The sequence below is a fragment of the Herminiimonas glaciei genome, assembly GCF_042664955.1.
Lineage (GTDB): Bacteria > Pseudomonadota > Gammaproteobacteria > Burkholderiales > Burkholderiaceae_D > Oxalicibacterium > Oxalicibacterium glaciei.
The window spans coordinates 2,257,861-2,279,990 of sequence record NZ_JBHTBU010000001.1 but is presented as its reverse complement, the minus strand read 5'-3'; the positions used below and the strand labels follow the sequence as shown (position 1 = coordinate 2,279,990).

The 22,130-nt window shown below is 55.8% G+C and carries 20 protein-coding genes; 15 read left to right on the top strand and 5 right to left on the bottom strand.

Going from position 1 to position 22,130, the window contains the following annotated elements; all coding sequences use genetic code 11:
- The first annotated feature begins 16 nt into the window (after positions 1 to 16).
- Genes galE through ACFQPC_RS10240 form a run of 5 tightly spaced genes read left to right on the top strand, consistent with a single transcriptional unit; the run spans position 17 to position 6,353 of the window.
- Positions 17 to 1,036 (top strand): UDP-glucose 4-epimerase GalE, encoded by a 1,020-nt coding sequence (gene galE / locus ACFQPC_RS10260; protein WP_382271754.1) that lies wholly within the window; start codon positions 17 to 19, stop codon positions 1,034 to 1,036.
- A gap of 52 nt (positions 1,037 to 1,088) precedes the next feature.
- Positions 1,089 to 2,246, top strand: a complete 1,158-nt coding sequence (locus ACFQPC_RS10255; protein ID WP_382271753.1) for a sugar phosphate nucleotidyltransferase — start codon at positions 1,089 to 1,091, stop codon at positions 2,244 to 2,246.
- An 11-nt stretch (positions 2,247 to 2,257) separates the two neighbouring features.
- The gene (locus ACFQPC_RS10250; RefSeq protein WP_382271752.1) at positions 2,258 to 3,676 is read left to right on the top strand and encodes a mannose-1-phosphate guanylyltransferase/mannose-6-phosphate isomerase; all 1,419 of its coding nucleotides are present in this window, start codon (positions 2,258 to 2,260) and stop codon (positions 3,674 to 3,676) included.
- Positions 3,676 to 4,905, top strand: coding sequence for a hypothetical protein (locus ACFQPC_RS10245; RefSeq protein WP_382271751.1), 1,230 nt, complete (start codon positions 3,676 to 3,678; stop codon positions 4,903 to 4,905). Before ACFQPC_RS10250 ends, ACFQPC_RS10245 begins: the two co-directional genes overlap by 1 nt.
- The gene (locus ACFQPC_RS10240) at positions 4,902 to 6,353 is read left to right on the top strand and encodes a lipopolysaccharide biosynthesis protein (RefSeq protein WP_382271750.1); all 1,452 of its coding nucleotides are present in this window, start codon (positions 4,902 to 4,904) and stop codon (positions 6,351 to 6,353) included. Before ACFQPC_RS10245 ends, ACFQPC_RS10240 begins: the two co-directional genes overlap by 4 nt.
- On the opposite strand, the gene ACFQPC_RS10235 is transcribed toward ACFQPC_RS10240, so the two are convergent.
- Genes ACFQPC_RS10235 through ACFQPC_RS10225 form a run of 3 tightly spaced genes read right to left on the bottom strand, consistent with a single transcriptional unit; the run spans position 6,350 to position 8,681 of the window.
- Positions 6,350 to 6,961 carry a phosphatase PAP2 family protein gene (locus tag ACFQPC_RS10235; RefSeq protein WP_382271749.1) on the bottom strand — a complete coding sequence of 204 codons (612 nt, stop codon included), beginning with the start codon at positions 6,959 to 6,961 and terminating at the stop codon, positions 6,350 to 6,352. The genes ACFQPC_RS10240 and ACFQPC_RS10235 overlap by 4 nt on opposite strands.
- Before the next feature lie 25 nt (positions 6,962 to 6,986).
- Positions 6,987 to 7,784 (bottom strand): prolipoprotein diacylglyceryl transferase, encoded by a 798-nt coding sequence (gene lgt / locus ACFQPC_RS10230; RefSeq protein WP_382271748.1) that lies wholly within the window; start codon positions 7,782 to 7,784, stop codon positions 6,987 to 6,989.
- A gap of 3 nt (positions 7,785 to 7,787) precedes the next feature.
- Positions 7,788 to 8,681 (bottom strand): LysR family transcriptional regulator, encoded by an 894-nt coding sequence (locus ACFQPC_RS10225; protein ID WP_012078515.1) that lies wholly within the window; start codon positions 8,679 to 8,681, stop codon positions 7,788 to 7,790.
- Between the two features lie 187 nt (positions 8,682 to 8,868).
- Here ACFQPC_RS10225 and ilvD point away from each other — a divergent pair, with 187 nt between their 5' ends.
- Positions 8,869 to 10,542 (top strand): dihydroxy-acid dehydratase, encoded by a 1,674-nt coding sequence (gene ilvD, locus ACFQPC_RS10220; protein WP_382271747.1) that lies wholly within the window; start codon positions 8,869 to 8,871, stop codon positions 10,540 to 10,542.
- A 237-nt stretch (positions 10,543 to 10,779) separates the two neighbouring features.
- Here the strand turns inward: ilvD and ACFQPC_RS10215 are convergent, their stop codons facing one another.
- Positions 10,780 to 12,159 (bottom strand): sensor domain-containing diguanylate cyclase, encoded by a 1,380-nt coding sequence (locus ACFQPC_RS10215; RefSeq protein WP_382271746.1) that lies wholly within the window; start codon positions 12,157 to 12,159, stop codon positions 10,780 to 10,782.
- 164 nt (positions 12,160 to 12,323) lie between these two features.
- Positions 12,324 to 12,539, bottom strand: a complete 216-nt coding sequence (locus ACFQPC_RS10210) for a TIGR04438 family Trp-rich protein (protein WP_382271745.1) — start codon at positions 12,537 to 12,539, stop codon at positions 12,324 to 12,326.
- 151 nt (positions 12,540 to 12,690) lie between these two features.
- Here ACFQPC_RS10210 and ACFQPC_RS10205 point away from each other — a divergent pair, with 151 nt between their 5' ends.
- The 9 genes from ACFQPC_RS10205 to ACFQPC_RS10165 all read left to right on the top strand — a co-directional run bounded on the left by ACFQPC_RS10205 (position 12,691) and on the right by ACFQPC_RS10165 (position 21,878).
- Complete coding sequence (locus ACFQPC_RS10205; RefSeq protein ID WP_382271744.1) at positions 12,691 to 12,999, top strand: c-type cytochrome; 309 nt, start codon at positions 12,691 to 12,693, stop codon at positions 12,997 to 12,999.
- Between the two features lie 626 nt (positions 13,000 to 13,625).
- Positions 13,626 to 14,801 carry a branched-chain amino acid ABC transporter substrate-binding protein gene (locus ACFQPC_RS10200; protein ID WP_382271743.1) on the top strand — a complete coding sequence of 392 codons (1,176 nt, stop codon included), beginning with the start codon at positions 13,626 to 13,628 and terminating at the stop codon, positions 14,799 to 14,801.
- A gap of 91 nt (positions 14,802 to 14,892) precedes the next feature.
- The gene (locus tag ACFQPC_RS10195; protein ID WP_382271742.1) at positions 14,893 to 15,822 is read left to right on the top strand and encodes a branched-chain amino acid ABC transporter permease; all 930 of its coding nucleotides are present in this window, start codon (positions 14,893 to 14,895) and stop codon (positions 15,820 to 15,822) included.
- 1 nt (position 15,823) lies between these two features.
- A complete protein-coding gene (locus tag ACFQPC_RS10190) occupies positions 15,824 to 16,987 on the top strand; it encodes a branched-chain amino acid ABC transporter permease (protein WP_382271741.1) in 1,164 nt (387 codons plus the stop codon).
- A complete protein-coding gene (locus tag ACFQPC_RS10185; protein ID WP_382271740.1) occupies positions 16,987 to 17,811 on the top strand; it encodes an ABC transporter ATP-binding protein in 825 nt (274 codons plus the stop codon). The genes ACFQPC_RS10190 and ACFQPC_RS10185 overlap by 1 nt, the downstream gene beginning before the upstream one ends.
- Complete coding sequence (locus ACFQPC_RS10180; protein ID WP_382271739.1) at positions 17,808 to 18,515, top strand: ABC transporter ATP-binding protein; 708 nt, start codon at positions 17,808 to 17,810, stop codon at positions 18,513 to 18,515. Before ACFQPC_RS10185 ends, ACFQPC_RS10180 begins: the two co-directional genes overlap by 4 nt.
- A 13-nt stretch (positions 18,516 to 18,528) precedes the next feature.
- Positions 18,529 to 19,824, top strand: coding sequence for an amidase (locus tag ACFQPC_RS10175; protein ID WP_382271738.1), 1,296 nt, complete (start codon positions 18,529 to 18,531; stop codon positions 19,822 to 19,824).
- Positions 19,825 to 19,838: 14 nt separating this feature from the next.
- A complete protein-coding gene (locus ACFQPC_RS10170; RefSeq protein ID WP_382271737.1) occupies positions 19,839 to 21,128 on the top strand; it encodes a M20 family metallo-hydrolase in 1,290 nt (429 codons plus the stop codon).
- 153 nt (positions 21,129 to 21,281) lie between these two features.
- Complete coding sequence (locus ACFQPC_RS10165; protein WP_382271736.1) at positions 21,282 to 21,878, top strand: helix-turn-helix domain-containing protein; 597 nt, start codon at positions 21,282 to 21,284, stop codon at positions 21,876 to 21,878.
- Positions 21,879 to 22,130: the final 252 nt, after the last annotated feature.

Genomic DNA, 22,130 nt, shown 5'->3' with positions numbered 1-22,130 from the left:
TCCTGGATGAATGAAAATGCAAATACTGGTAACAGGAGGAGCTGGTTATATCGGCTCACATACTTGTGTAGAACTGATCAAGGCCGGCTATCAAGTCGTCGTCGTGGATAACCTCTGCAATAGCAAGCTCTCGGTACTGGATCGCGTTGCGACCATCACAGGGTGCAATATTCCTTTCATTGAAGCAGACTTGCGTGACCGTTCTGCGATGGAAGAAATATTTTCCGCATATGATTTTGATGCCGTGGTGCATTTCGCAGGACTCAAGGCAGTCGGTGAATCAGTCGCCGAGCCGCTGCGCTATTACGACAATAATGTAGAAGGCAGCCTGGTGCTATTCCAGGTAATGGCCAGGTATGGTGTGAAGAGCCTGGTCTTCAGTTCTTCCGCCACTGTCTATGGTGACCCCGCCACGGTTCCTATCGTCGAAGACTTTCCGCTGGCGGCTACCAATCCCTATGGCCGCAGCAAGCTGATGATAGAAGAGATGCTGCGCGATGTGGCAACTTCTGACCCATCATGGCGCATCGCCCTGTTGCGCTACTTCAATCCTGCCGGTGCGCATGAAAGCGGACTGATCGGTGAAGACCCTAACGACATTCCCAACAATCTTTTCCCGTATGTGGCGCAAGTTGCTTCCGGACGGCGCGAGTTGCTCTCGGTATACGGTTCCGATTACCCGACCACAGACGGCACCGGCGTGCGCGATTACATCCATGTGGTCGACCTCGCCCTTGGCCACGTGAAGACGCTGGCACGATTAATGAATATAGATGCAGGCGTACTGGCCTACAACCTGGGTACCGGTTGCGGCAGCAGCGTGTTGCAAATGATTTGTGCATTTGAAAAAGCGAGCGGTCGCAAGATTCCTTACCGCATCGTTGCCCGACGTCCCGGTGATATTGCAGTGTGTTACGCCGATGCATCACTGGCGCAACGCGAGCTGGGCTGGCGTGCCGAACGCAGCATAGAGCAGATGTGTGCCGATTCCTGGCGCTGGCAGGCGATGTCGGAAGAGAAGTTCGCTTACGCCTGACACCACAGTACGCACCATCCTTATCCACTCCACTCATGAATTCAAGGACACCATGAAAGCAATGATACTTGCCGCAGGCAAAGGAACGCGCGTCCAGCCCCTGACTTATGAATTGCCCAAGCCCATGATTCCCATTCTCGGTAAACCGGTGATGGAATACCTGGTCGAGCATCTGGTGAAGTACGGCATACACGAGATCATGGTCAACGTCAGTTATCTGCACCAAAAGATAGAAGATTACTTCGGTGAGGGCCAGCGCTTCGGGGCGCAGATCGGTTATTCCTTCGAAGGCTATATGACGGATGAAGGCGAGGTGATGCCCAAGCCTATCGGTTCGGCCGGTGGTTTGAAAAAGATCCAGGAATTCGGCGGCTTCTTTGATGAAACGACGCTGGTGATTTGTGGCGATGCACTGATCGACCTCGATATCAAGTCGGCTCTGTTCGAACACAGAAGAAAAGGTGCGATGGTCAGCATCATCACCAAGGAAGTCCCACTCGAAAAAGCCAGCGATTACGGCATGGTGGTGACCGATGAAGAAGGGCGCGTGCTGTCTTTCCAGGAAAAGCCTAAGCCGGAAGATGCACTGTCCAACCTGGCCAGTACCGGTATCTATATCTTTGAACCGGAAGTGCTGAACCTGATTCCTTCCGATGTCGAATTCGATATCGGTTCGCAGCTGTTTCCATTGCTGGTTGAAAAAGGTGTGCCCTTCTTTGCGCAAAAGCGCTTTTTCAACTGGATCGATATTGGCAACGTCAAGGACTACTGGCAAGTGTCGCAAAATGTCCTGAAGGGCGAACTTGCGCATATGACGATGCCCGGCACGCAGATTGCCGATGGTGTGTGGGTTGGTTTGAACACACATATTGATTGGGAAGGCACGACGATAGAAGGGCCGGTGTACATAGGTTCCGGCACCACGATAGAAGCCGGCAGCAAGATTATCGGCCCGACCTGGATTGGCCATGGCAGCCAGATTTGCAGTGGTTCGGAAGTGGCGCGTAGTGTGCTGTTTGAATACACGCGCGTGTCGCCGCATTCCAATATGTCCGAGCTGGTGGTGTGCAAGGATTACTGTGTCAGCCGCGAAGGCAAGATGCAGCATGTGTCCGAATGCGTGGAAGATTATTGGCGCGACGCCCGTGACCGCCGCGGCAAGACGCGCGCGCCGGAAGTCAAGGCACGCAAACTTGCCGGCGTGGCCTGAAGCGGGGTTATGTGAATATATATCCCGTCATTTTGTCCGGTGGTTCCGGCAGTCGCCTGTGGCCCTTGTCGCGTGCTGCCTTACCCAAGCAATTGCTGCCACTGGTATCGGAACGCACCATGTTGCAGGATACCGTCCTGCGTGTCTCCGGCTGGAAAGGCATGGCGCCGCCGCTGGTAGTTTGCGGTGATGATCATCGCTTCCTGGTGGCCGAACAATTGCGCCAGATCGGCATTACACCGACCGCGATATTGCTGGAGGCGCAGGGTCGCAATACCGCACCGGCGGTAGCAGCCGCCGCCAATTACCTGGCCGCCATCGACCCGGATGCGGTAATGCTGGTGCTGCCGGCTGATCATGTCATCGTTGACGATGATGCTTTCCATCTCGCCGTGATGCTGGCGGCGGATGCAATAGGCAGTACTGCACTGGCGACCTTCGGCATCGTACCGACCGCCGCCGAAACCGGTTATGGCTATATACGGCGCGGTGCGGCATTGGATACATCGAATACCTGTTTTGCGGTCGAGCGTTTCGTGGAAAAACCGGATCGCGCCACCGCTGAAAAATTCATCGCAGATAAGAATTACTCATGGAATAGCGGCATGTTTATGTTCCGCGCTTCCGCTTACCTTGCCGAACTGCAGCGCCTGCAGCCGGAAATGGCGCAATGTTGCGCACTGGCTGTGCATGATGCGTATAGCGACTTGTCCTTTTGCCGGCTCGATGAAACGGCCTATGCCGCCTGTCCGGCGGAATCCATCGACTTTGCCGTGATGGAACATACGCCGCATGCATTGGTGATTCCGGTCGATATCGGCTGGAGCGATGTCGGTTCATGGTCGGCCCTGGCCGAGATCAAGCCGGGCGACAAGGACGGCAATATCCTGCACGGCGATGTCTATGCGGATGGCGTGACGGATACCCTGATCCGTTCCGAGAGTCGCTTCGTCGCGGCGATAGGCGTCGATAACCTGATCGTGGTCGAAACCAGGGATGCGGTGCTGATCGTGGCGAAAGACCAGGTGCAGCGCGTCAAGCAAGTGGTCGAACACCTGAAACTGGAACAACGCAGCGAACACCTGAACCACACGCGGGTGTACCGGCCATGGGGTTGCTATGAAGGCATAGATGCCGGTGAACGCTTTCAGGTCAAACGCATCACGGTCGACCCGGGTGAAAAATTATCGCTGCAAATGCACCACCATCGTGCCGAACATTGGGTAGTGGTAACAGGAACCGCCCGCATCACTTGCGGCGAAAACGTCAGGCTGCTGACGGAAAATGAATCTATCTATATCCCGATAGGCATGACACACAGGCTGGAGAATCCGGGCAAGATGCCGCTCCACCTGATCGAAGTGCAATCGGGAGCTTACCTGGGAGAAGATGACATCGTGCGTTTCGACGATGTTTATCAACGCGCTTGATGAATTTGTCCGACCACCTGAATTTGCAGGAACATCCTTTCATGCAAAATGCGACGCGTCCGCTGATTGTGCGGCTGAGCGAAAAGCGCAGTGAAGGCCGGGTCGTGCGCAGTGCCAGTTTCGGCAACCAGCAAGTCTGGTGGGAGCTGGCCGGGCCCGAGCATAGCTTGCCGGCACCGCTGGTGGCGCACGATATGGCGGCGACGGCATTGGTCTTTGTCGCGATGCATCGCGGCCAGGATTTGTATATCGATGGCCCGGTCACTTATTCCTTATTGAAGAATATGGAAGACCTGGTCGCATGCTGGGTCGCGTGGCGGCCTGACCTGTATCGGCCGATCCGTGTCGGCGCAGCGCAGGAATTGCCGGACAGCGCGATCCCCGCGCCGTATGCGCCGCGTGCAGTCGCGGCATTTTCCGGCGGCCTTGATGCATCGTTTACCGCATGGCGGCACGTCACCGGTCGCGCCGGACGGCGCAGCTATTCCTTACATGCCGGCGTGCTGATCCAGGGCTTTGATATAGCACTGGATGCCAAGGCTGCATTCGATACGACAATCGCATCGGCCGCCGATACCCTGCATTCGATCAGCGTGCCGCTGGTGACCTTGAAGACTAACTGGCGCACCGTCGCCTGCGTGAACTGGGAAATGGAATTCGGCAATGGCGTCGCGACTTGCCTGCGCAACTGGCAGGGTAGTGCCAGCGCCGGCCTGGTCGGTTCCGATGAAGACTATGCACGCCTGGTCTTGCCCTGGGGCGGTAATCCGATTACTTATACGATGCTGTCCAGCCGTGACTTCCAGATTGTGTATGACGGTGGCGAATTCGCGCGCACCGAAAAAGCGGAAGGCATACTGGATTGGGCCGTCGGCTTGCGTAATCTGCGTGTGTGCTGGGAAGGACCGACTACCGGGCGCAATTGCGGACGTTGCGAAAAGTGCTTGCGGACCAAACTCAATTTCATGGCGGTAGGCGCGGTCTTGCCGGAATCATTGGCAGGTCGCCCGAGCGATGCGCAGATCCTGCGCCTGCGTGCGGCAAACCATGCACAGCTGGTCTTGCTGGAAGAAATCGTACAGATTGCGGAGACGCGCCAGATCGATGAATCCTGGTTGCGCATGCTCAAGCTCTCGATCAGAAAGAACCGCTTCCTGAATACCTTCTCCATCTTCGGCAAGCTCAGGCGCATGCTGGGCTCGTTCAAACGCAGGCTGGTGGCAAGATGAAAAATATGCGACGGGTGGTGCCATGGGCCATCGTCGATAGCCTGGGAGTGGGCCTGCTCGGTTTCCTGACGCTGGCCATCATGACACGCGTGTTGACGCCGACAGATTTCGGTAGTGTCGCCTTCGCGCAATCCATCGTACTACTGACACAACTGGTGATCGGCCTCGGCATCAATGAAGCGCTGATCCAGCGCCGGCCCATCGATATGCTGCATCTGGATAGTGCATTCTGGATGGCGATTGCGCTGGGCTTGTCCGGCTTCCTGTTTTGCGTAGGCGTTGGCCTGTACTTCATTTTTCATCTGGAGCAAAACCTGGTCGGCACCATCTTGCTGGCGGAAGGGACTGCTTGCCTGTTCACCGGCCTGAACCTTTTGCCGTCGGCAATGCTGGACCGCAAATTGCGCACCAAGGCGATTGCGCGCCGCACGGTTGCCGGCAAGCTGAGTTACTGCATCGTGGCGATAGGGCTGGCACTGGCGCAGTTCGGCGTATGGAGCATCGTCATTGCCGGTATCGTGCAAAATATTTTATTGACGGTGATTTTCTGGCGTGGGCATACACGCATGCCGCAACGTCGTTTTTCATGGGCGCATGCGAAGCAATTGATCGTGTTCGGTTTCCCGGTGATGCTGGAAGGCGCGTTATGGGCTTTCCTGACACGCGTCTTCAGCCTGCTGATCGGTGCGATCCACGGCATGAGCATGCTGGGTTTTGTGAGTGTCGCATTCAAGGCGACCGATGCCCTGTCGAATATCGTCGGCAGTGTGGCGGGACGCATCGGCCTGCCATTGTTCTCGTCGATGCAGGCGGACAAGGAACGCTTGCAGCGTTCCTTCTTGCAAACCACGCAGGTGATGGCTTTCGTATCCACGCCCATCTTCGTCGGCCTGGCCTTGACGACCGCACAATGGGTGCCGCTGCTGCTCGGTGACAAGTGGGCGGAAGCAATCCCGATGATCGTGATCCTGTGTTTCGTGTGGGCGATCAGCTTTACCCGCGTGTTCGTCAGTCCTTACCTGCGTGCGCTCGGCCATCCGCGTGCCTTGTTGTTGCCGGCGGTGTGTGCCAGTGCCTGTACCATCGCAGCAGTGTTCCTGACCGCGCACCAGTCTGCGATTTACATCATTGCTGCGTGGTCTTGTCGCGTTGCCGTGACTTATCCGCTGGGTTTGCATCTGTTACGAAAGTACGCGGCGATTCCGATCCGGCAGCAAATGCAGCCTTTGCTGTCGCCTTTCCTGTGCGTCACTTTTATGGCGGCTTGTGTCTATGCGGCCCAGCGCGGTTTGCAGCACCTGGCGTTGCCGCTGGTGGCGATGCTGTTTATATCGATGGCGGTGGGAGCCCTGAGCTATGCGCTTGCAGTACTCTTGCTGCACCGCGAACACCTGTCCGGCCTGTGGGCGAACTGGCGTAGCGGTGGTGAATTGAAGCAGGGTAGTTAGCGTTGCTCGGTCGGATGGCGGTGCAGGTTTTTATCGCTGCCGGCCAGGTAGATCGCGATGCGTTCTATCCAGCCTTCGGTCGGTGCCGGTTTGAACGAGAGGATGGGGAGCAAGGCAATCGCCCCTATGATGAGCAGCTTGCGATCAAAGACGATGGTCGCCCGGCCATGCGCATATGCGATGAAACCGAGGCTGATGATTGCGCCCAGCAGCAAGCCGGTGATCACTTCAGATATCGAATGTACGCCCAGTACCAGTCGCGAGATACCGATCAGCAGGCCGAAGCCGAGGCCGGCCAGCACGGCCAGTCGCAGCTTGCGCGCATCCTGTTCCTGCAGCAGCAAATACATGAATACAGGTGCGATAGACATCGCCCGCATTGCATGGCCGCTAAAGCCCTTGAAGTCGATTGCAGCGATACCTATACCCCATCCGACGTAGGCAATCTTGCTCGCGGCGACCAGGAAGATCCCGCCGCCAAACAGCAGGCACCAGCAAAGTGCCGGACGCCATGCGCGTGCTGTCGCCAGCCACACTGCAAGCAGTGCGGCGAGCGGCATCGTGAAGTTGGTATCGGCGAGTTTGGTAAAGGCGAGCCAGGCTGTCATAAGTCCAATCAATAAAGGTAAGGCGTCATGCAGGTTTTTTGCGATAAGCAATCAGCAGCATGACGATACCCAATACGATCAGCGGTACTGACAACATTTGTCCGGCAGAGATAGTGATGCCGGCGAAGTGCACTTCGTAATCCGGCATGCGGAAGTATTCAGTAAAGAAGCGTGCCGAACCGTACAGCAAGGCGAACATGCCACCGACCGCCATGCGCGGTCTTTCCTTGCGCGCAAACAGCCACAGCAGGATGAACATCAGCAAACCGTCGACCAGTGCCTGGTACAAAGGTGAAGGATGACGCGGCAGGTTATCGACGTTCGGCCAGATCATGGCCCAGGGCAGCGAGGCATCGGCAATGCGGCCCGGCAGTTCGGCATTGATGAAATTGCCGAGGCGGCCGAAGGCATAACCGAGCGGCACCATGGGTGCGATGAAATCCCATACATCCAGTACATTGCGACCCTGGCGTCGGGCCCATACGCTCATCGCCAGCAAAACGCCGAGGAAGCCGCCGTGGAAGGACATGCCGCCTTTCCAGACCTTGAAAATTTCGAGCGGATTCGAGAAGTAATAGCTGGGATCGTAAAACAGGACTTCACCGAGGCGGCCGCCGATGATCACACCGAGCACGCCGTAAAACAGCATGTCGTCGATGTCTTCCTTCTTCCAGCCGGCACGGGCGATATGTGGTTGTTTGATGCGGATGCGTGCCAGCCAGATGAATTGCGCGAAGGCCGCCAGGTACATCAAACCATACCAGCGGATGGCGAGGGGACCGATTGAAAGTGCAACCGGATCGGGCATAGGGTGTATCCACATAATTTATTTCTTTCGCAATAATTCCAGAAAAGCGTTTAATACCGGCGAGGTATTATCCCGTCGCCATGCCATACCGGTTTCGACCAGAGGCGTTTTATCTGCCAATGCCTTGTAGTCGACGCCGGGGCGTTTTAAGTTTGATACGGATTGTGGCACAAGCGCGATGCCCATGCCGGCCGATACCAGGCCGATGATGGTTTGCATCTGTATCGCTTCCTGCCCGATATGCGGCGTCAAACCGGCGTCGCGATAACAAGCCAGGATCGCATCATGGAAGGCTGGTGCAATCCGGCGCGGGAAAATAATCAGCGGCAGTTCGGCTACCGCCTGCAATGCCACCGTTTGCTTGCCGCGCACAGCCTTCAGTCCCTTAGGTACAGCCAGGATCAAAGGTTCAGATAAAACCGGCAAATAATCGAGTTGCAGCTTGGCCTTGTCTGGCAAAGGCGGGATCAGCAAGCCGACGTCGATACGTCCCTGCGCCAGTTCATCCAGCTGGACGTCCGTGGTGGCTTCGCGCAAATCGATTTCCACCTGCGGATAGGCTTCGCGGAATTCGCGCAGGAAGTGCGGTAGCACGCTGTAGTCGGCGGTCGAGACGAAAGCCAGCGACAGGCGGCCGGAAGCGCCGGAAGCGGCGCGCCGCATCAGGTCGGGCAGGGCGGCGGTTTGTTGCAGGATGCGTTGTGCTTCCGGCAAGAGCGCAATACCGGCCGGCGTCAGCGCGACGCTGCGGCTGGTGCGACGGAACAGCTGTACGCCCAACAAGGCTTCCAGCGCCTGGATTGACTGCGACAGCGGCGGTTGCGTCATGTGCAGGCGCAGCGCGGCGCGGCCGAAATGCATTTCTTCAGCGACGGTGACAAAGTGGCGGAGCTGCCTGAGTTCGATGTTCATGGCCTTAATTTACCTCATATCAATATATTTTGCATATTGATCATGATGGAATCATATATTTGACACATGGCACGACGCAAGGCAATCTAGGCGTCTTTTCAAGGATTTGCCCTGTTACCGGGCAGGCAAGCGTCGCAGCCCTTTGAAATTGCGACGTACTACCGATAGTTTTCTTTCTGGAGTCATCATGGCATTCAATCGCCGTTCGAAAAATATTACGCAAGGCATCTCCCGCAGCCCGAATCGTTCCATGTATTACGCAATGGGCTACGAAAAGGAAGATTTCGATAAACCTATGGTCGGCGTCGCCAACGGCCACTCGACAATTACGCCATGTAACTCCGGCCTGCAAAAGCTGGCTGATATCGCGATCAAGACCATCAAGGATTCCGGCGGCAATCCGCAAGTATTCGGCACCCCGACGATTTCGGACGGTATGTCGATGGGTACCGAAGGCATGAAGTATTCGCTGATTTCGCGCGAAGTCATCGCCGACTGTATCGAAACAGCTGTCAACGGCCAGTGGATGGATGGCGTGCTGGTAATCGGTGGTTGCGACAAGAATATGCCGGGCGGCATGATCGCGATGCTGCGTACCAACGTACCAAGCATCTATGTATACGGTGGCACCATCAAACCGGGTAACTGGAAAGGTAAGGACCTGACCATCGTTTCCGCGTTTGAAGCCGTCGGTGAATTCACTGCCGGTCGCATGTCGCAGGAAGATTTCGACGGTATCGAACGCAATGCCTGCCCATCGGCCGGTTCCTGCGGCGGTATGTACACCGCGAACACTATGTCGTCTTCGTTCGAAGCGCTGGGCCTGGCCCTGCCTTACTCGTCGACCATGGCCAACCCTGACGATGAAAAAGTCGGCTCCGCAGCGGAATCCGCACGCGTGCTGATCGAAGCGATCAAGAATGATTTGAAGCCACGCGACATCGTGACGCGCAAGGCCATCGAAAACGCAGTGGCCGTGATTATGGCTACCGGCGGTTCGACCAATGCAGTCCTGCATTTCCTGGCGATTGCACATGCCGCTGAAGTGGAATGGACGATCGACGATTTCGAACGCATGCGCAAGAAAGTACCTGTCATCTGTGACCTGAAACCATCGGGTAAATATGTTGCGACCGACTTGCATAAAGCCGGCGGTATTCCACAAGTCATGAAAGTCTTGCTGGATGCAGGCCTGCTGCACGGCGATTGCATGACGATCACCGGCCAGACCGTGGCGGAAGCATTGGCACACATCCCATCGGTACCACGCGCCGACCAGCACGTGATCCACCCGATCAAGGATGCGCTGTACGAGCAAGGCCATCTGGCGATCCTGAAAGGCAATCTGTCGCCTGAAGGTTGCGTGGCAAAAATCACCGGTTTGAAAAATCCTGTGATCACCGGCCCGGCACGTGTATTCGATGACGAATACACAGCGATGGACGCGATCATGGCGAACAAGATTGTTGCTGGCGACGTTTTGGTCATGCGCTATCTCGGACCAAAAGGCGGTCCTGGCATGCCTGAGATGCTGGCGCCGACTTCGGCACTGGTTGGCCAAGGCCTGGGTGAGTCAGTTGGTTTGATTACCGACGGTCGTTTCTCCGGTGGTACCTGGGGCATGGTAGTCGGCCACGTGTCGCCGGAAGCGTTTGTCGGTGGTCTGATCGGCCTGGTGGAAGAGGGTGATTCGGTCACCATCGATGCACACAAATTGCTGATCCAGTTGAACGTACCGGAAGAAGAAATCGCACGTCGTCGCGCCAACTGGAAACAACCTGCACCGCGTTACACACGTGGCGTGTTGTCGAAATTTGCCGCACTGGCTTCGTCGGCCAGCAAAGGTGCGGTCACTGGCTGATAGTTGCTTGCTGTACGCGTAAAAAAGCCGGCTGATGCCGGCTTTTGTTATGGGTGTGTGGAACCGCGCTGTTTGTTTCCTTTATCCACATTTTCTGTGGATAAGTCTGGGGGAAACTCATAGTCGCAGCGCGCACAGCCTTGCCGTTATTGGCTTCGGTATAAATTGCCTATCAGGTGATGCCTTTGCACAAGTTGTGACTTCATCGCTTGTGCATTAGCTCAAGTACCCGGCAAATCAATCGGCGAACACGTATTTATTTTTACCAAGCTGCTTGGCCTGGTACATCGCTGCGTCGGCCCGCTGCATGAGCTCATCGCGTCCGATACCAGGCTGGTACATGGCGACGCCTATGCTGGCGGATACGACGACCTGCTTGCCGTTGATTTCTACCGGTTCCTGCGCAGCGTTGATCATGCGTGCCAGGATTTTTTCGCATTCATCTATCGAATGCAATTCACTCAGGACCACGACGAATTCATCACCGCCAAAGCGCGCCAGCATATCGGTTGTGCGCATGCAGTTGGACAAGCGCAGCGACATTTGCTGCAGCAGGTAATCGCCGGCGGCATGGCCGAGGCTATCGTTGATCTCTTTGAAGCCATCGAGGTCGAGGAAGCAGACAGCGACCTGATGTTCGCCATTTGCAGCACCTGCGATGGCGTGCTTCAGATGGCTTTCCAGCAGGCGACGATTCGGCAGTCCGGTCAATGCATCGTACTGCGCGATACTTTGCAATTCCTTGCGGCTACGGACAACGGCGACCAGCACATAGGTGAACCAGCCCATGCAGAGGCTGCTGATGATGACGATGACGGCTGCGACGAGTGTACGTGTGCCATTTTGCCAGTCATCCTTTTTACTGACTTCCAGCGTCCATTCATCATTGCCCACTTTGACCTGGCGCGTGTAGATACGGCCTTGCATGGGTTTGCGCGATGCCGAGATTAATTCGACCCGGGATGTTTGCGGGTTCCTGCCGGTCAGGCGATAGCTGTAGCCACGGGCCTCCATATTTTCCAGATGCGCATCACTGAAGGCATCCGGAAACTTCAGCGTCACCAGGGTATAACCCCAGAAATGGGCTTTGCCTTCAGCATTCTTCAGGAATACAGGCAGTTTGCCGATCGCACCCATAGGTCCTTGCAACAAACGGATAGGGCCATAGAATTCGACCACATTCTGATCCATGGTCGGTATCAGTGTGGCGCGGTCCATCCCGGCCAGCATGTTGTGACCGTTGACGCAGGAATTGCTGGCAGCCGGTTCGATTTGCTGCACGACGCCGTCGGGTGCGAGGGACAAGGCGTAAGCGCCTTTATACATATTCAGCATGTATTTCGCCAGGCGCGGAAATTCAGCAACGCGTCCTTTACCCTGGTGCACCATCACTGCCAGCGCATTGGCAGCGGATAGCGCATGGTCGAATTGCCGGGTAATCGCGGTGGCATAGCTGGAGACCAACTGGTTCGCGCGCGCCATTTCGATCTCGCGGCGGTTGGACTCGGTCTTGAAACAAATCCAGCCGCCAACCATGGCGGTCAGCAGGAATACGATGATGGGAAGTCGCCAGGTAGGGCTGGTGGGGTGCGCTGTAAACATTAAAGGTAGGCGCATGACGTGGCCTCACTTTAAGATTTATTGAACAGGCTCTGCAGTTCCTAGTAGAACCGGTCTGTCGTACAGGGTCAAGGACGGGCGGTCTTTGTTTAGAAATGTTTACTCGATGTAGGACAAGAGCTGTTGTAGATAAGCCCTTGTGGAAATAGTCACGAGCGTGGCTATTTGAAGGTCTTTTTGACGCGTTCCTGGCGTGCTTTTTCCAGCTGCTCGTGGGCTTTGCGTTTGTCGCGTCCCAGCATCCGCTCGCCAAACTCGAACCAGAGGAAGGCGAACGCGAACAAACCGGCTATCCACCACCATGACAGGTCGGCAACCGGGCCGACTTCAAAGTATTTCAAAACGGTCAATAATACGATCGCGATAATGAGCGGCATGAGTTCTCCCTTAGCCCGGAGCATATTGTGAAAAAGAGTAACGGTCAATTGCGGGTGTCAACTCTTGTGTTAGCTTGGCGTTGTATCACTGTAGGGCGTCGTATTCCTGAAACACGGTAGAATAGCGGCGATCAATCTTGTGGAGAAAAGCATGAAACGTACTTTGTTGCTGGGTTTGGTTCTGGCTGCTGGCGTGTCGAATGCCGCGATGGCGAATGCCGATCTTGCGAAAGCAAAAAACTGCATGGCTTGTCATTCGGTGACAAACAAGGTGGTGGGCCCTTCGTTTAAAGATATTGCAGCTAAATACGCCGGCCAAAAAGGCGCGGAAGACAAGCTGGTACAAAAAGTATTGAAGGGCGGCAGCGGTACCTGGGGTGCTGTTCCGATGCCGGCTAATGCGCAGGTGAGCGAGGCGGAAGCACGCACCCTGGTTAGCTGGATCATGACCTTGAAATAAGCATGCTTTGTTGGCATAACTAAGAGCGCCCTGTGGGGCGCTTTTTTATTGCGAATGAGTCTGGTTTTGCTGTTGTTGATACAGTTCTCTCTTCGTGGAGAAGTGCGTTGCCGGGGGCGGCCCGGCAGCCGCTCACTTTTCTTGTCTCGCCAAGAAAAGTAAGCAAAAGAAGGCGACCGCGAAGCCGCAGCCCCTGCGGGGTTCCCGTTTGTGCGAGGCAAAAAAATGGGAAGCGGACGAAACTCGCTACGCTCAGACAACGTCCACTTCTTTTTCCATTTTTTGCCTCGCACAAACGGCAGCGCCTAAGCGGATGAAGGTCAACAGCCTCTTTGCGCATACGCACACGACTTCTCCCGCATTCGGTGCGTGCAGCCCATTTCGGCGCATAGTCTTGTGTCTTTCCCATCACTTTGCTGATTCGTTCAGGACATTTGTGATGTCTTTACCACAGTGGTTTTGCCCCTGTTTCACTCCTGCTCTATATAGAGCGACCTCCTCCATTTTCCGATTGGCACGCTTGTTGCTGAACATAATTCAAGCTACTTGAATATTTAAGTTTTTGTTGTTACTGTCATTCAAGCAACTTGAAATGTTCCCGCCGATTGTTTTCCAAGGAGATAAAAGTGAGCAAGACCAACACTGTATTAAAGGCAGCAGTAGTATGCGCTGCAGTAGGCATGAGTTTGCTGAGCATGACGGCATCGGCTAAGGATGTCGTGAAGATTGCATTTGTTGGGCCGCTGACTGGCGGTGTCTCCTCTATCGGCCTGGGCGGGCGCAATTCCGCCGACCTCGCAGTGCGCTTGCGCAATGCTGATCCGAAAGCCAAATACACGTATCAGCTGGTGACCCAGGATGATGAGTGCCGTCCTAACGTCGGTGTGCAGGTTGCTACCAAAATCGCCGCCGACAAGAGCATCGTCGCGGGTGTGACCCATTTCTGTTCCGCAGTGGCGATGGGTACCGTTGGTGTTTACAACCGTTTCGGTTTGCCGGTCATCGTGTGGGGCGCTGTGCTGCCTGAGATCACATACGGTAATGACTTCAAGGAAGTTCATCGCGTCAACGGCACGATGATTAACCAGAGCGAAGTGGCTGCCAAGTTCATGATCAGCAAGGGCTATAAGAAGTGGGCGATCATCCATGACACCACCGACTATGGCAAAGGCCACAATAAGTACTTCTCCGAATTCGTGAAGAAAAATGGCGGCACCGTGCTGTCGACTTTTGGTGTGACTGCCGACCAGCAGGATTTCACTACCGAACTGACCAAGATCCGCGAACTGAAACCTGATGTCGTCTACTTCGGCGGCCTGACACCGCTCGGTGTCCGTATCCGCACCCAGATGGAAAAGCTCGGTATCAAGGCGCAGTTTGAAGGCACCTCCGGTATCAAGTCGGATGCATACATCCAGGGCGTAGGCGAGAAGGTGGCGGAAGGTTCCTTGTCCTTCATCGAAGGCGCACCATGGGAAAAAATTCCTGGTGGCTTGTTCTTCACCGCCAAATACCAGCAACAAAAATACAGCGAACCACCTGAAGCATACGGTCCATTCGCTTTCGCCGCCGCCAACCTGATCATGGATGCAGTGGAAAAAGTCGGCCCGGATCGCAAGAAGGTGCGTGATGTCCTGAACCAGACCAAAGACGTCGATACCCTGATCGGTAAAGTGACGTTCGATGACCATCGCCAAAACATCGTGCCATTGGTGACCAAGTATGTGGTCGAAGACGGCAAGTGGGTGATTTGGGAAGACAGCAGCTATGCCACCGGCAAGCGCAAGTTGTCCGGGCTCTAAGCTCTAAGTATTCATAAAACAGGCATGACATCGCAGGCCCCGCCCCTGTGCGGGGACCTGCTGCCTGAAAGAAATTGGAACGGAGCAAACGATGAGTGAAATCGGTCAATATGTGTTTAACGGACTGATGCTGGGCATGATCTATGCCATGGTGGCAGTCGGTTTTACCTTGTTTTTTGGCGTACTGGACGTCATCAAGTTTTCGCACGGCGATACTTTGATGGTCGGTGCGTTTGCAGGCCTGACGGCTTCCACCGGTGTACTGATGCTGGACATCAATTCACCTTGGATACGTTTGCTGGCAGTAGTCTTAAGTGCGGTGTGCGTGACCGGTTTACTCGGTGCGGCTATCGCCAAATTCCTGATTCTTCCCCTGCATAAGGCACCGCCACTGAACACGCTGCTGGCGACCCTGATGCTGGGTACGGTGATGCGCGAATCAGTCCGCCTGTTTTATCCGGACGGTTCGAATTCCAAACCTTTCCCTTCCTTGTTGCCGACCGGTTCGGTCGATATCGGCACGCTGGCGCTACGGGCCGATAACGTGATCCTCCTGATCAGCGGCCTGGCGATTATCGCCGGCGTGCACTTCCTGATTACGCGCACCCGCCTCGGCATGGCGATACGCGCAGTGGCGCAGGATGGTGAAACCGCACGCCTGATGGGTATCAACTTCGAAGCAGTGGTCTTGCTGACATTTGCACTGGGTTCCGGCATGGCCGCGCTGGCCGGTGTGATGAATGGCCTGTACTACAACGAGATTAACTTCAACGTCGGCCTGCTGCTCGGCGTGATCGGTTTCTCGGCGGCGATCCTGGGCGGGCTGGGCAATATTTACGGCGCCATCCTCGGCGGCTTCCTGTTCGCGGCACTGCAAGTGCTCGGCAGCGCCTTGTTGCCGGCATTGATACCGAATATCCCTAGCGCCTACAAAGACGTCTTCGCCTTTGCTGTCGTCATCATCTTGATGGCATGGAAACCAACCGGCCTCATTGCCGAAAAATCAAGCGAGCGAGTCTGATATGAGCGACATCAAATTGAAAACAAATTCAGCCAAGCTGGTATTGGCGCTGGCGACCATCCTGGTGACTGCATACATGTGGCTGTTCCTGCATGCAGAATCGCAGCTCGCCATCGGTGCCTTGATCGTGCTGGCGCTGGTGCTGGTTATCGTTGGCAAGAAGTTGGGCACCACGCAACGTATCGAACAGGCCGCGGCCAGCCGTCCGGGCCTGGCACGGATCTGGATGGTGATGGGTTTGCTGGCTTTGGTGGCAGCCTTTTACGATAGCCATTTCGTGCTGATGATGATTTGCGCAGTCTTGCTGTATTCGACTGCCTGCATGGGCCTGACGTTGCAGTTCGGCTTTGTCGGGGTAGCCAACTTTGCCGGCGCTGCTTTCTTTGGTATCGGTAGTTACACCACCGCCGTGCTGGCGACGCATACCGGTTTGCCGCAACTGGCGAATATTGCGATCTCCGGCGTGGTCGCCGCCGTCATCGGTTCGGTCCTGATCTTGCCGGTGCTGCGTACCCGTGGTCACTATGCAGCTTTGGTCACGATCGCATTCGGCATCCTGTTCAAGACCTTTATCGAAGTCAACGATGTGCTCGGTGGTCCGCAAGGCTTGCAAGTACCGGGCATGCAATTGTTCGGGCATGCCTTCAATGAAGGCTTCACGCTGTTCGGCATCGAGTTTTCTTTCTATGTCTCCTATGTCTTGCTGAGCCTGGTGATCTGTGCCGGTGCCTTCGTGCTGGTGAAAGCGCTGGAACGTTCGTGGGTGGGCTTGAGCATGGATGTGGTGCGTACCGATGAAACGGCTGCTGCCACTTTCGGTTTGCATATCGCACGCTGGAAGGTGATTGCATTCACCATGGGTAATCTGTTTGCCGGTATCGCCGGTAGTGTGTACGGCATGATGGTGGGCTTCATCGCACCAAACAATTTCACCTTCTCTGATTCCCTCTTGCTGGTATCGATTGCGATCCTTGGCGGCCTGGGGAACCCGGTCGGCCTGATTCCTGCCGCCATCATCGTCCTGATGCTGCCGGAGAAGCTGCAATTCATCCAGGAGTATCGCGTCCTGTTGTACGCAGCACTGGTGATTGCAATCCTGCTGTTCCGCCCGGAAGGCCTGCTGCCACGCAAAACACGCTTGTTCTTTAGCCGAAAGGACGCCTGATGAATGCCGCGACCATGAATCACGCACAACACGCCGCGCATACCATAGGCGGCAAGCTGGTCGGCGTCACCGACCTGACCATGCGCTTCGGGGGCCTGACCGCGCTGGACCAGTTGAATATGCAAATCAATGAAGGCGAGGTATTGGGTTTGCTCGGGCCTAACGGTTCCGGCAAGACCACCTTCTTCAATGTCCTCACCGGTTTGTATAAAGCCACCAGCGGTTCGATTATTTATAAAGGCCAGGAAGTCATCGGACAGACACCGCAAGAGATTTACCGCAGTGGTGTCGCCCGTACTTTCCAGCGTTCGCGTTTGTCCTTGCCGCTGACGGTATTCGACAACATCGTGATCGGTGATTACCAGCACATGAACCATGGCTTGTTCTTCAATCTGTTTCAGCGCAAAGCCTTCCGTGCTGAATACGATTCCTATGTGAGCAAGGTTGAAGCGCTGTTGAATATTTTCAGTCCGCCACTGGTCGCACGCATGTTTGAACCGGTCGGTACTTTCACCATGATAGATCGTCGCCGCATCGAAGTTTGCCGCGCCTTGCTGAGCCAGCCACGATTGTTGTTGCTGGATGAACCGTCGGCGGGTATGACGCATGATGAAACCGAAGCCCTGATGGATGACATCCTGCAAGTCCGCGGCAAGCTGGAAAACCTGACCATCGTACTGATTGAACATGAAATGAATGTGATCGAGCGCATTACCGATCGCTGCATCGTCTTTAACTACGGCAAGAAGATTGCCGAAGGCACTTACGCAGAAATTACCGCTGATCCTAATGTGCAAACTGCTTACCTGGGAGAAGCCGAATGAGCAATCTGATCGTCAAGGGACTGACCACCGGCTATGACAAGGTCAATGTATTGCACGATGTTTCCATCGAAGTCGCACCCGGCAAGATCACCTGTATCCTCGGTGCCAACGGTGCGGGTAAAAGCACGCTGATCCGTTCGATACTTGGTTTGACACCACCACGCCAGGGCGAAATCCTGTGGGGCGGCAAGAATTTGGCCGGAGAGAAAACCCACAACATTATCGCCAGCGGCATCTCCTGCATCCCCGAAGGTCGCAAGGTTTTTCCGCGCATGACGGTGGCAGAAAACCTCGCACTCGGCGCTTTCCTGGAAAGCAGCAGCAATGTGGTGCGTGATCGCCTCGCACGTGTGTACGAAATTTTCCCGCGCCTGAAGGAACGTGCTGCGCAACTGGCCGGCACCATGTCCGGTGGTGAGCAGGCGATGGTTTCGATCGGCCGCGGCCTGATGGCGGAACCGAAGTTGCTGGTGATCGATGAACCTTCGCTTGGTTTGTCACCGCTGTACGTGAAAGAAAACTTCAAGGTCATCAAGCAAATCAATGCACTTGGCATCACGGTCCTGCTGGTCGAGCAGAATGCGCGCCAGACGCTGGCGATCTCGCATTACGGTTATGTCCTGTCGCAGGGGCGTGTGATGGCGCAGGGCACGGCGGAAGCCTTGTCCAGCAATGATGATGTGCGTTCGGCTTACTTCGGTTAAGCGGGGGAACTGAATGAGAGATTACGCCAGCTCATCGCTGAAACAATTGGCCGCATGCATCGCCCGCCGTGAAGTATCGGTGGAAGATGTGGCGCGTGCCGGGATTGCGCATATAGAAGAATACGAACCTGCTGTTTACGCCTGGCAGCACTTCGATCCGCAACATGTCATCGAACAGGCACGCCGGCTTGATGCACAGCCGCACCAGGGTTTGCTATACGGCTTGCCGATCGGTGTGAAGGATTTGATGGATACCGCGGATATGCCAACCACCTATGGTTCGCCTATCTATGAAAACTACCGGCCGCTGGTGGATGCCGCCTGCGTCGCCGCCAGCCGCAGTGCGGGTGCACTCCTGATGGGTAAAACCGTCACTACCGAATTTGCCACTTTCCAGCCGGGTCCGACCCGTAATCCGCATGGTGCGACAGACCATACGCCGGGCGGCTCGTCCAGCGGTTCGGCGGCAGCGGTCGCCAGCGGCATGGTGCCGGCAGCCTTTGCCACGCAAACAGCCGGATCCATCGTCCGGCCTGCTGCGTATTGCGGCGTGGTTGGTTACAAACCGACCTTCGGTACCTTGCCGCTGGCAGGTATCAAATCCTTGTCGCCCAGCCTGGATACGGTAGGCGTGTTGACACGCACTGTCGCCGATGCCGCATTTTTCATCGGTGCCTTGGCACGCCTGCCTTTGTCTTCGATGCTGGCACCGGAAGCGGCATCATGTTTGCGCGTCGGTATTTGCCGCACGCCGAACTGGGAGCGGGCGAGTGACGCGACCCGCAATGCCATCGAGCGGGCGGCGCGCTTGCTGGAACGCAGCGGAGCAGTGCTGTGCGATATCGATTTACCCGCGCCTTGCGGCGGCCTGACGGATGCACAGATACGCATCATGTCTTATGAAGCATCAGCGGCCTTCGAACCTGAGGCACGCAGTCATGCGGAAGGCTTCAGCAAGGCGTTTGCTGCAGTGCTGGAAGCCGGGCGCGGCATAGACGGCACGAGCTATGTTGCGGCGCAGGCACTGGCAGCGGCTTCGCGCCAGATGGTGGCAGGCGTATTTGAAACCGTCGATATCCTGCTCGCGTCGAGTACCGAAGGTGAAGCACCGGCCGGTCTGGATGCAACCGGTGATCCGATTTTCAACCGCATGTGGTCGCTGCTCGGCAATCCGTGTGTACACGTGCCGCTGGGTGCAGGCCCTGGCGGCATGCCGATAGGCGTGACACTGATCGGCCCACGCTGGGCAGATGCCAGCACGCTGGCCGCAGCCAATTTACTCGAAAGCACTTTTGCTTCGATCAACTGAAGAACAGGAATAGCATGAGTCAGCAAAACCAGGCGGCCGGCAGTGCCGCAGAAAAAGCACAAGACCACGTCAACAGCAATCGCCTGCAGGATGCGATTGCCGCTCTCGCCGCGTTTGGCGGCCGTGATGACGGTGGTGTCGCGCGTGAAACCCTGACTGCAATCGATCTGGAAGCACGCCGTCATTTGATTACATCGGCGCGCGCGCTCGGTTGCGAAGTCGAAATTGATGATTGCGCGAATTTGTTTTTCCGCCGTCCAGGTACAACTGATTTGCCACCGGTGCTGACCGGCAGCCATGCCGATACGCAACCGGTAGGCGGCAAGCTGGATGGCGCATATGGCGTACTGGCCGGACTGGAAGTGATCGCAGCCTTGAACGATGCCGGGATCCAGACGCAACGTGCGATTGAAGTGGTGGCATGGACCAACGAAGAAGGCAGTCGCTTTGGTCCCGGTGCAATGGGTTCCAGCGCCTTCGTCGATCCATCGCGCCTGCCGGCTTATCGCGAAGTCAAGGATGGCGACAATATTACTTTCGGTGCGGCGGTCGATACCGCTTTGCAGGCAGCGGCTGATGTTAAACATCGCGGTTTGCGCCAGCCCATCGCATCCTGCGTCGAGCTGCATATTGAACAAGGCCCGGTGCTGGAACGTGCGCATGCCGCATTGGGCGTGGTGACAGGCATCCAGAGTGTGCGCTGGTATCGTGTCGAATGCGTGGGGATGGCGGCACATGCCGGCACCACTCCTATGGATGAGCGCAGTGATGCGATGAAGGCGGCAGTCACGCTGGCACAACAGCTGTATGCACATGCGGCGGCCGAAGCTGCGAACAATTTGCGCCTGACGCTCGGGCGCTGGCAGGTTGGCCCGAATTCGGTGAATACTATCCCGGGCAATGTCGAATTCACCATCGATGTGCGTTGCGTCGATGCTGCCGTATTGGAACGTTTTGAACAATTCCTGACTCAGACGGTGGCAGCTTACCAATGGCGTGGCAAGATCGGTTTTGAATGCTTCTTCTCGCGTCCGCCGACGATTTTCCCGCAAGACATGCTGAACCTGATCGAACAAGCCTGCGTCCGTGCCGGTACCCTGGCCGGGCGCGGTGCGCCGCAACATCTGACTTCGGGTGCCTTCCATGACGCCATGTACCTGGCGGAATATTGTCCGACGGCGATGATTTTTGTGCCAAGCAAGGGCGGAATCAGTCACAATGCGGCCGAGGAAACCGCGCCGGAAGATTTGTATCTGGGCGTACAGGCACTGGCTTATACAGTGGTGGAGCTGGCGAACCGTTAAACGGCCGTTGCAAAACCAAGCTGGCGTTGTTGCGCCTCCTTGTCGTACTACTCGTACTGCCTGCGTCGGCGCGCCTAGCCAGCTTGAATTTGCAAAGGCCTTAAAGATGTCTGGCTGAGGTATTTGATCATTCCTTTTTTACGGATAGAGAAATTGAAGACCAAACGCAGTACTGCTGCCAGCGTTGAAGCTGTCGAGAAGAAAACCTCGGTATCCGGGCTGGGTGTGCGCTTGCGCCATACCCGCCTGGTGGCGGGGTTGACCCTGATTCAACTGGCGAAGAAAGCAGAGTGTTCAGAGAGCCTGATTTCCAAGATAGAACGCGGTTCGGCTACACCTTCACTGGCGATGCTGCACCGGCTTGCGGTCGCGCTGGACAGTAATATTTCGAGCCTGATGTCGGAAGAAATGCCGGTCGTCGGTCCGGTGTTGCGTGTAGGTGAACGGCCGGTGATCAAGACCGGTGGCATTTCTCTGGAGCGCTTGGTCTTGCCGACCCGTGGCGGTTTGTTGCAGGCGAATATCCATATCGTAGAGCCGGGTGCCGAGAGCGACGGCCAGATCGAACACATCGGTGAAGAAGTCGGCTATGTACTGGAAGGTACGCTGGAGTTGCGCCTGGGTGACGAGCGTTATGAAATTACCGTTGGTGATGTGTTTACCTTTGCCAGCAATGTGCCGCATGGTTACAGCAATATTGGCAAGACGGTGGCCAAGGTATTGTGGGTGAATTCGCCCGCCACTTTTTAGTGCATGGCAGTTGTAACGGTTTGCAAAAAGTATTTGCCTGAACTGAGTCCATAACATTGGATGTTCATGTCAGGTGCTTAAATCTTGAGGGCTGGGTTCTGTATAAACGGACTCAGCCCTTTTTTATTTTCTTTCTGTCTTCATCTCCCTGCTCCCGAGCTTCCGAATACATGAGTCTTGTCCGATAAACGGAGGCTTATCAGTCTGCATGAGGGATGAACGTTTAACGATCATTCATATGCTGTATTGACA

Coding starts and splice junctions, on each gene's coding strand:
- ACFQPC_RS10235 (WP_382271749.1), bottom strand. CDS start 6,961: ATGACAGCCTGGCTCGCCTTTACCAAACTCGCCGATACCAACTTCACG.
- ACFQPC_RS10210 (WP_382271745.1), bottom strand. CDS start 12,539: ATGCCGCTCATTATCGCGATCGTATTATTGACCGTTTTGAAATACTTT.
- ACFQPC_RS10195 (WP_382271742.1), top strand. CDS start 14,893: ATGAGTGAAATCGGTCAATATGTGTTTAACGGACTGATGCTGGGCATG.
- ACFQPC_RS10245 (WP_382271751.1), top strand. CDS start 3,676: ATGAATTTGTCCGACCACCTGAATTTGCAGGAACATCCTTTCATGCAA.
- ACFQPC_RS10255 (WP_382271753.1), top strand. CDS start 1,089: ATGAAAGCAATGATACTTGCCGCAGGCAAAGGAACGCGCGTCCAGCCC.
- ACFQPC_RS10185 (WP_382271740.1), top strand. CDS start 16,987: ATGAATGCCGCGACCATGAATCACGCACAACACGCCGCGCATACCATA.
- ACFQPC_RS10170 (WP_382271737.1), top strand. CDS start 19,839: ATGAGTCAGCAAAACCAGGCGGCCGGCAGTGCCGCAGAAAAAGCACAA.
- ACFQPC_RS10240 (WP_382271750.1), top strand. CDS start 4,902: ATGAAAAATATGCGACGGGTGGTGCCATGGGCCATCGTCGATAGCCTG.
- ACFQPC_RS10215 (WP_382271746.1), bottom strand. CDS start 12,159: ATGCGCCTACCTTTAATGTTTACAGCGCACCCCACCAGCCCTACCTGG.
- ACFQPC_RS10225 (WP_012078515.1), bottom strand. CDS start 8,681: ATGAACATCGAACTCAGGCAGCTCCGCCACTTTGTCACCGTCGCTGAA.
- ACFQPC_RS10190 (WP_382271741.1), top strand. CDS start 15,824: ATGAGCGACATCAAATTGAAAACAAATTCAGCCAAGCTGGTATTGGCG.
- galE (WP_382271754.1), top strand. CDS start 17: ATGCAAATACTGGTAACAGGAGGAGCTGGTTATATCGGCTCACATACT.
- ACFQPC_RS10175 (WP_382271738.1), top strand. CDS start 18,529: ATGAGAGATTACGCCAGCTCATCGCTGAAACAATTGGCCGCATGCATC.
- lgt (WP_382271748.1), bottom strand. CDS start 7,784: ATGTGGATACACCCTATGCCCGATCCGGTTGCACTTTCAATCGGTCCC.
- ACFQPC_RS10205 (WP_382271744.1), top strand. CDS start 12,691: ATGAAACGTACTTTGTTGCTGGGTTTGGTTCTGGCTGCTGGCGTGTCG.
- ACFQPC_RS10180 (WP_382271739.1), top strand. CDS start 17,808: ATGAGCAATCTGATCGTCAAGGGACTGACCACCGGCTATGACAAGGTC.
- ilvD (WP_382271747.1), top strand. CDS start 8,869: ATGGCATTCAATCGCCGTTCGAAAAATATTACGCAAGGCATCTCCCGC.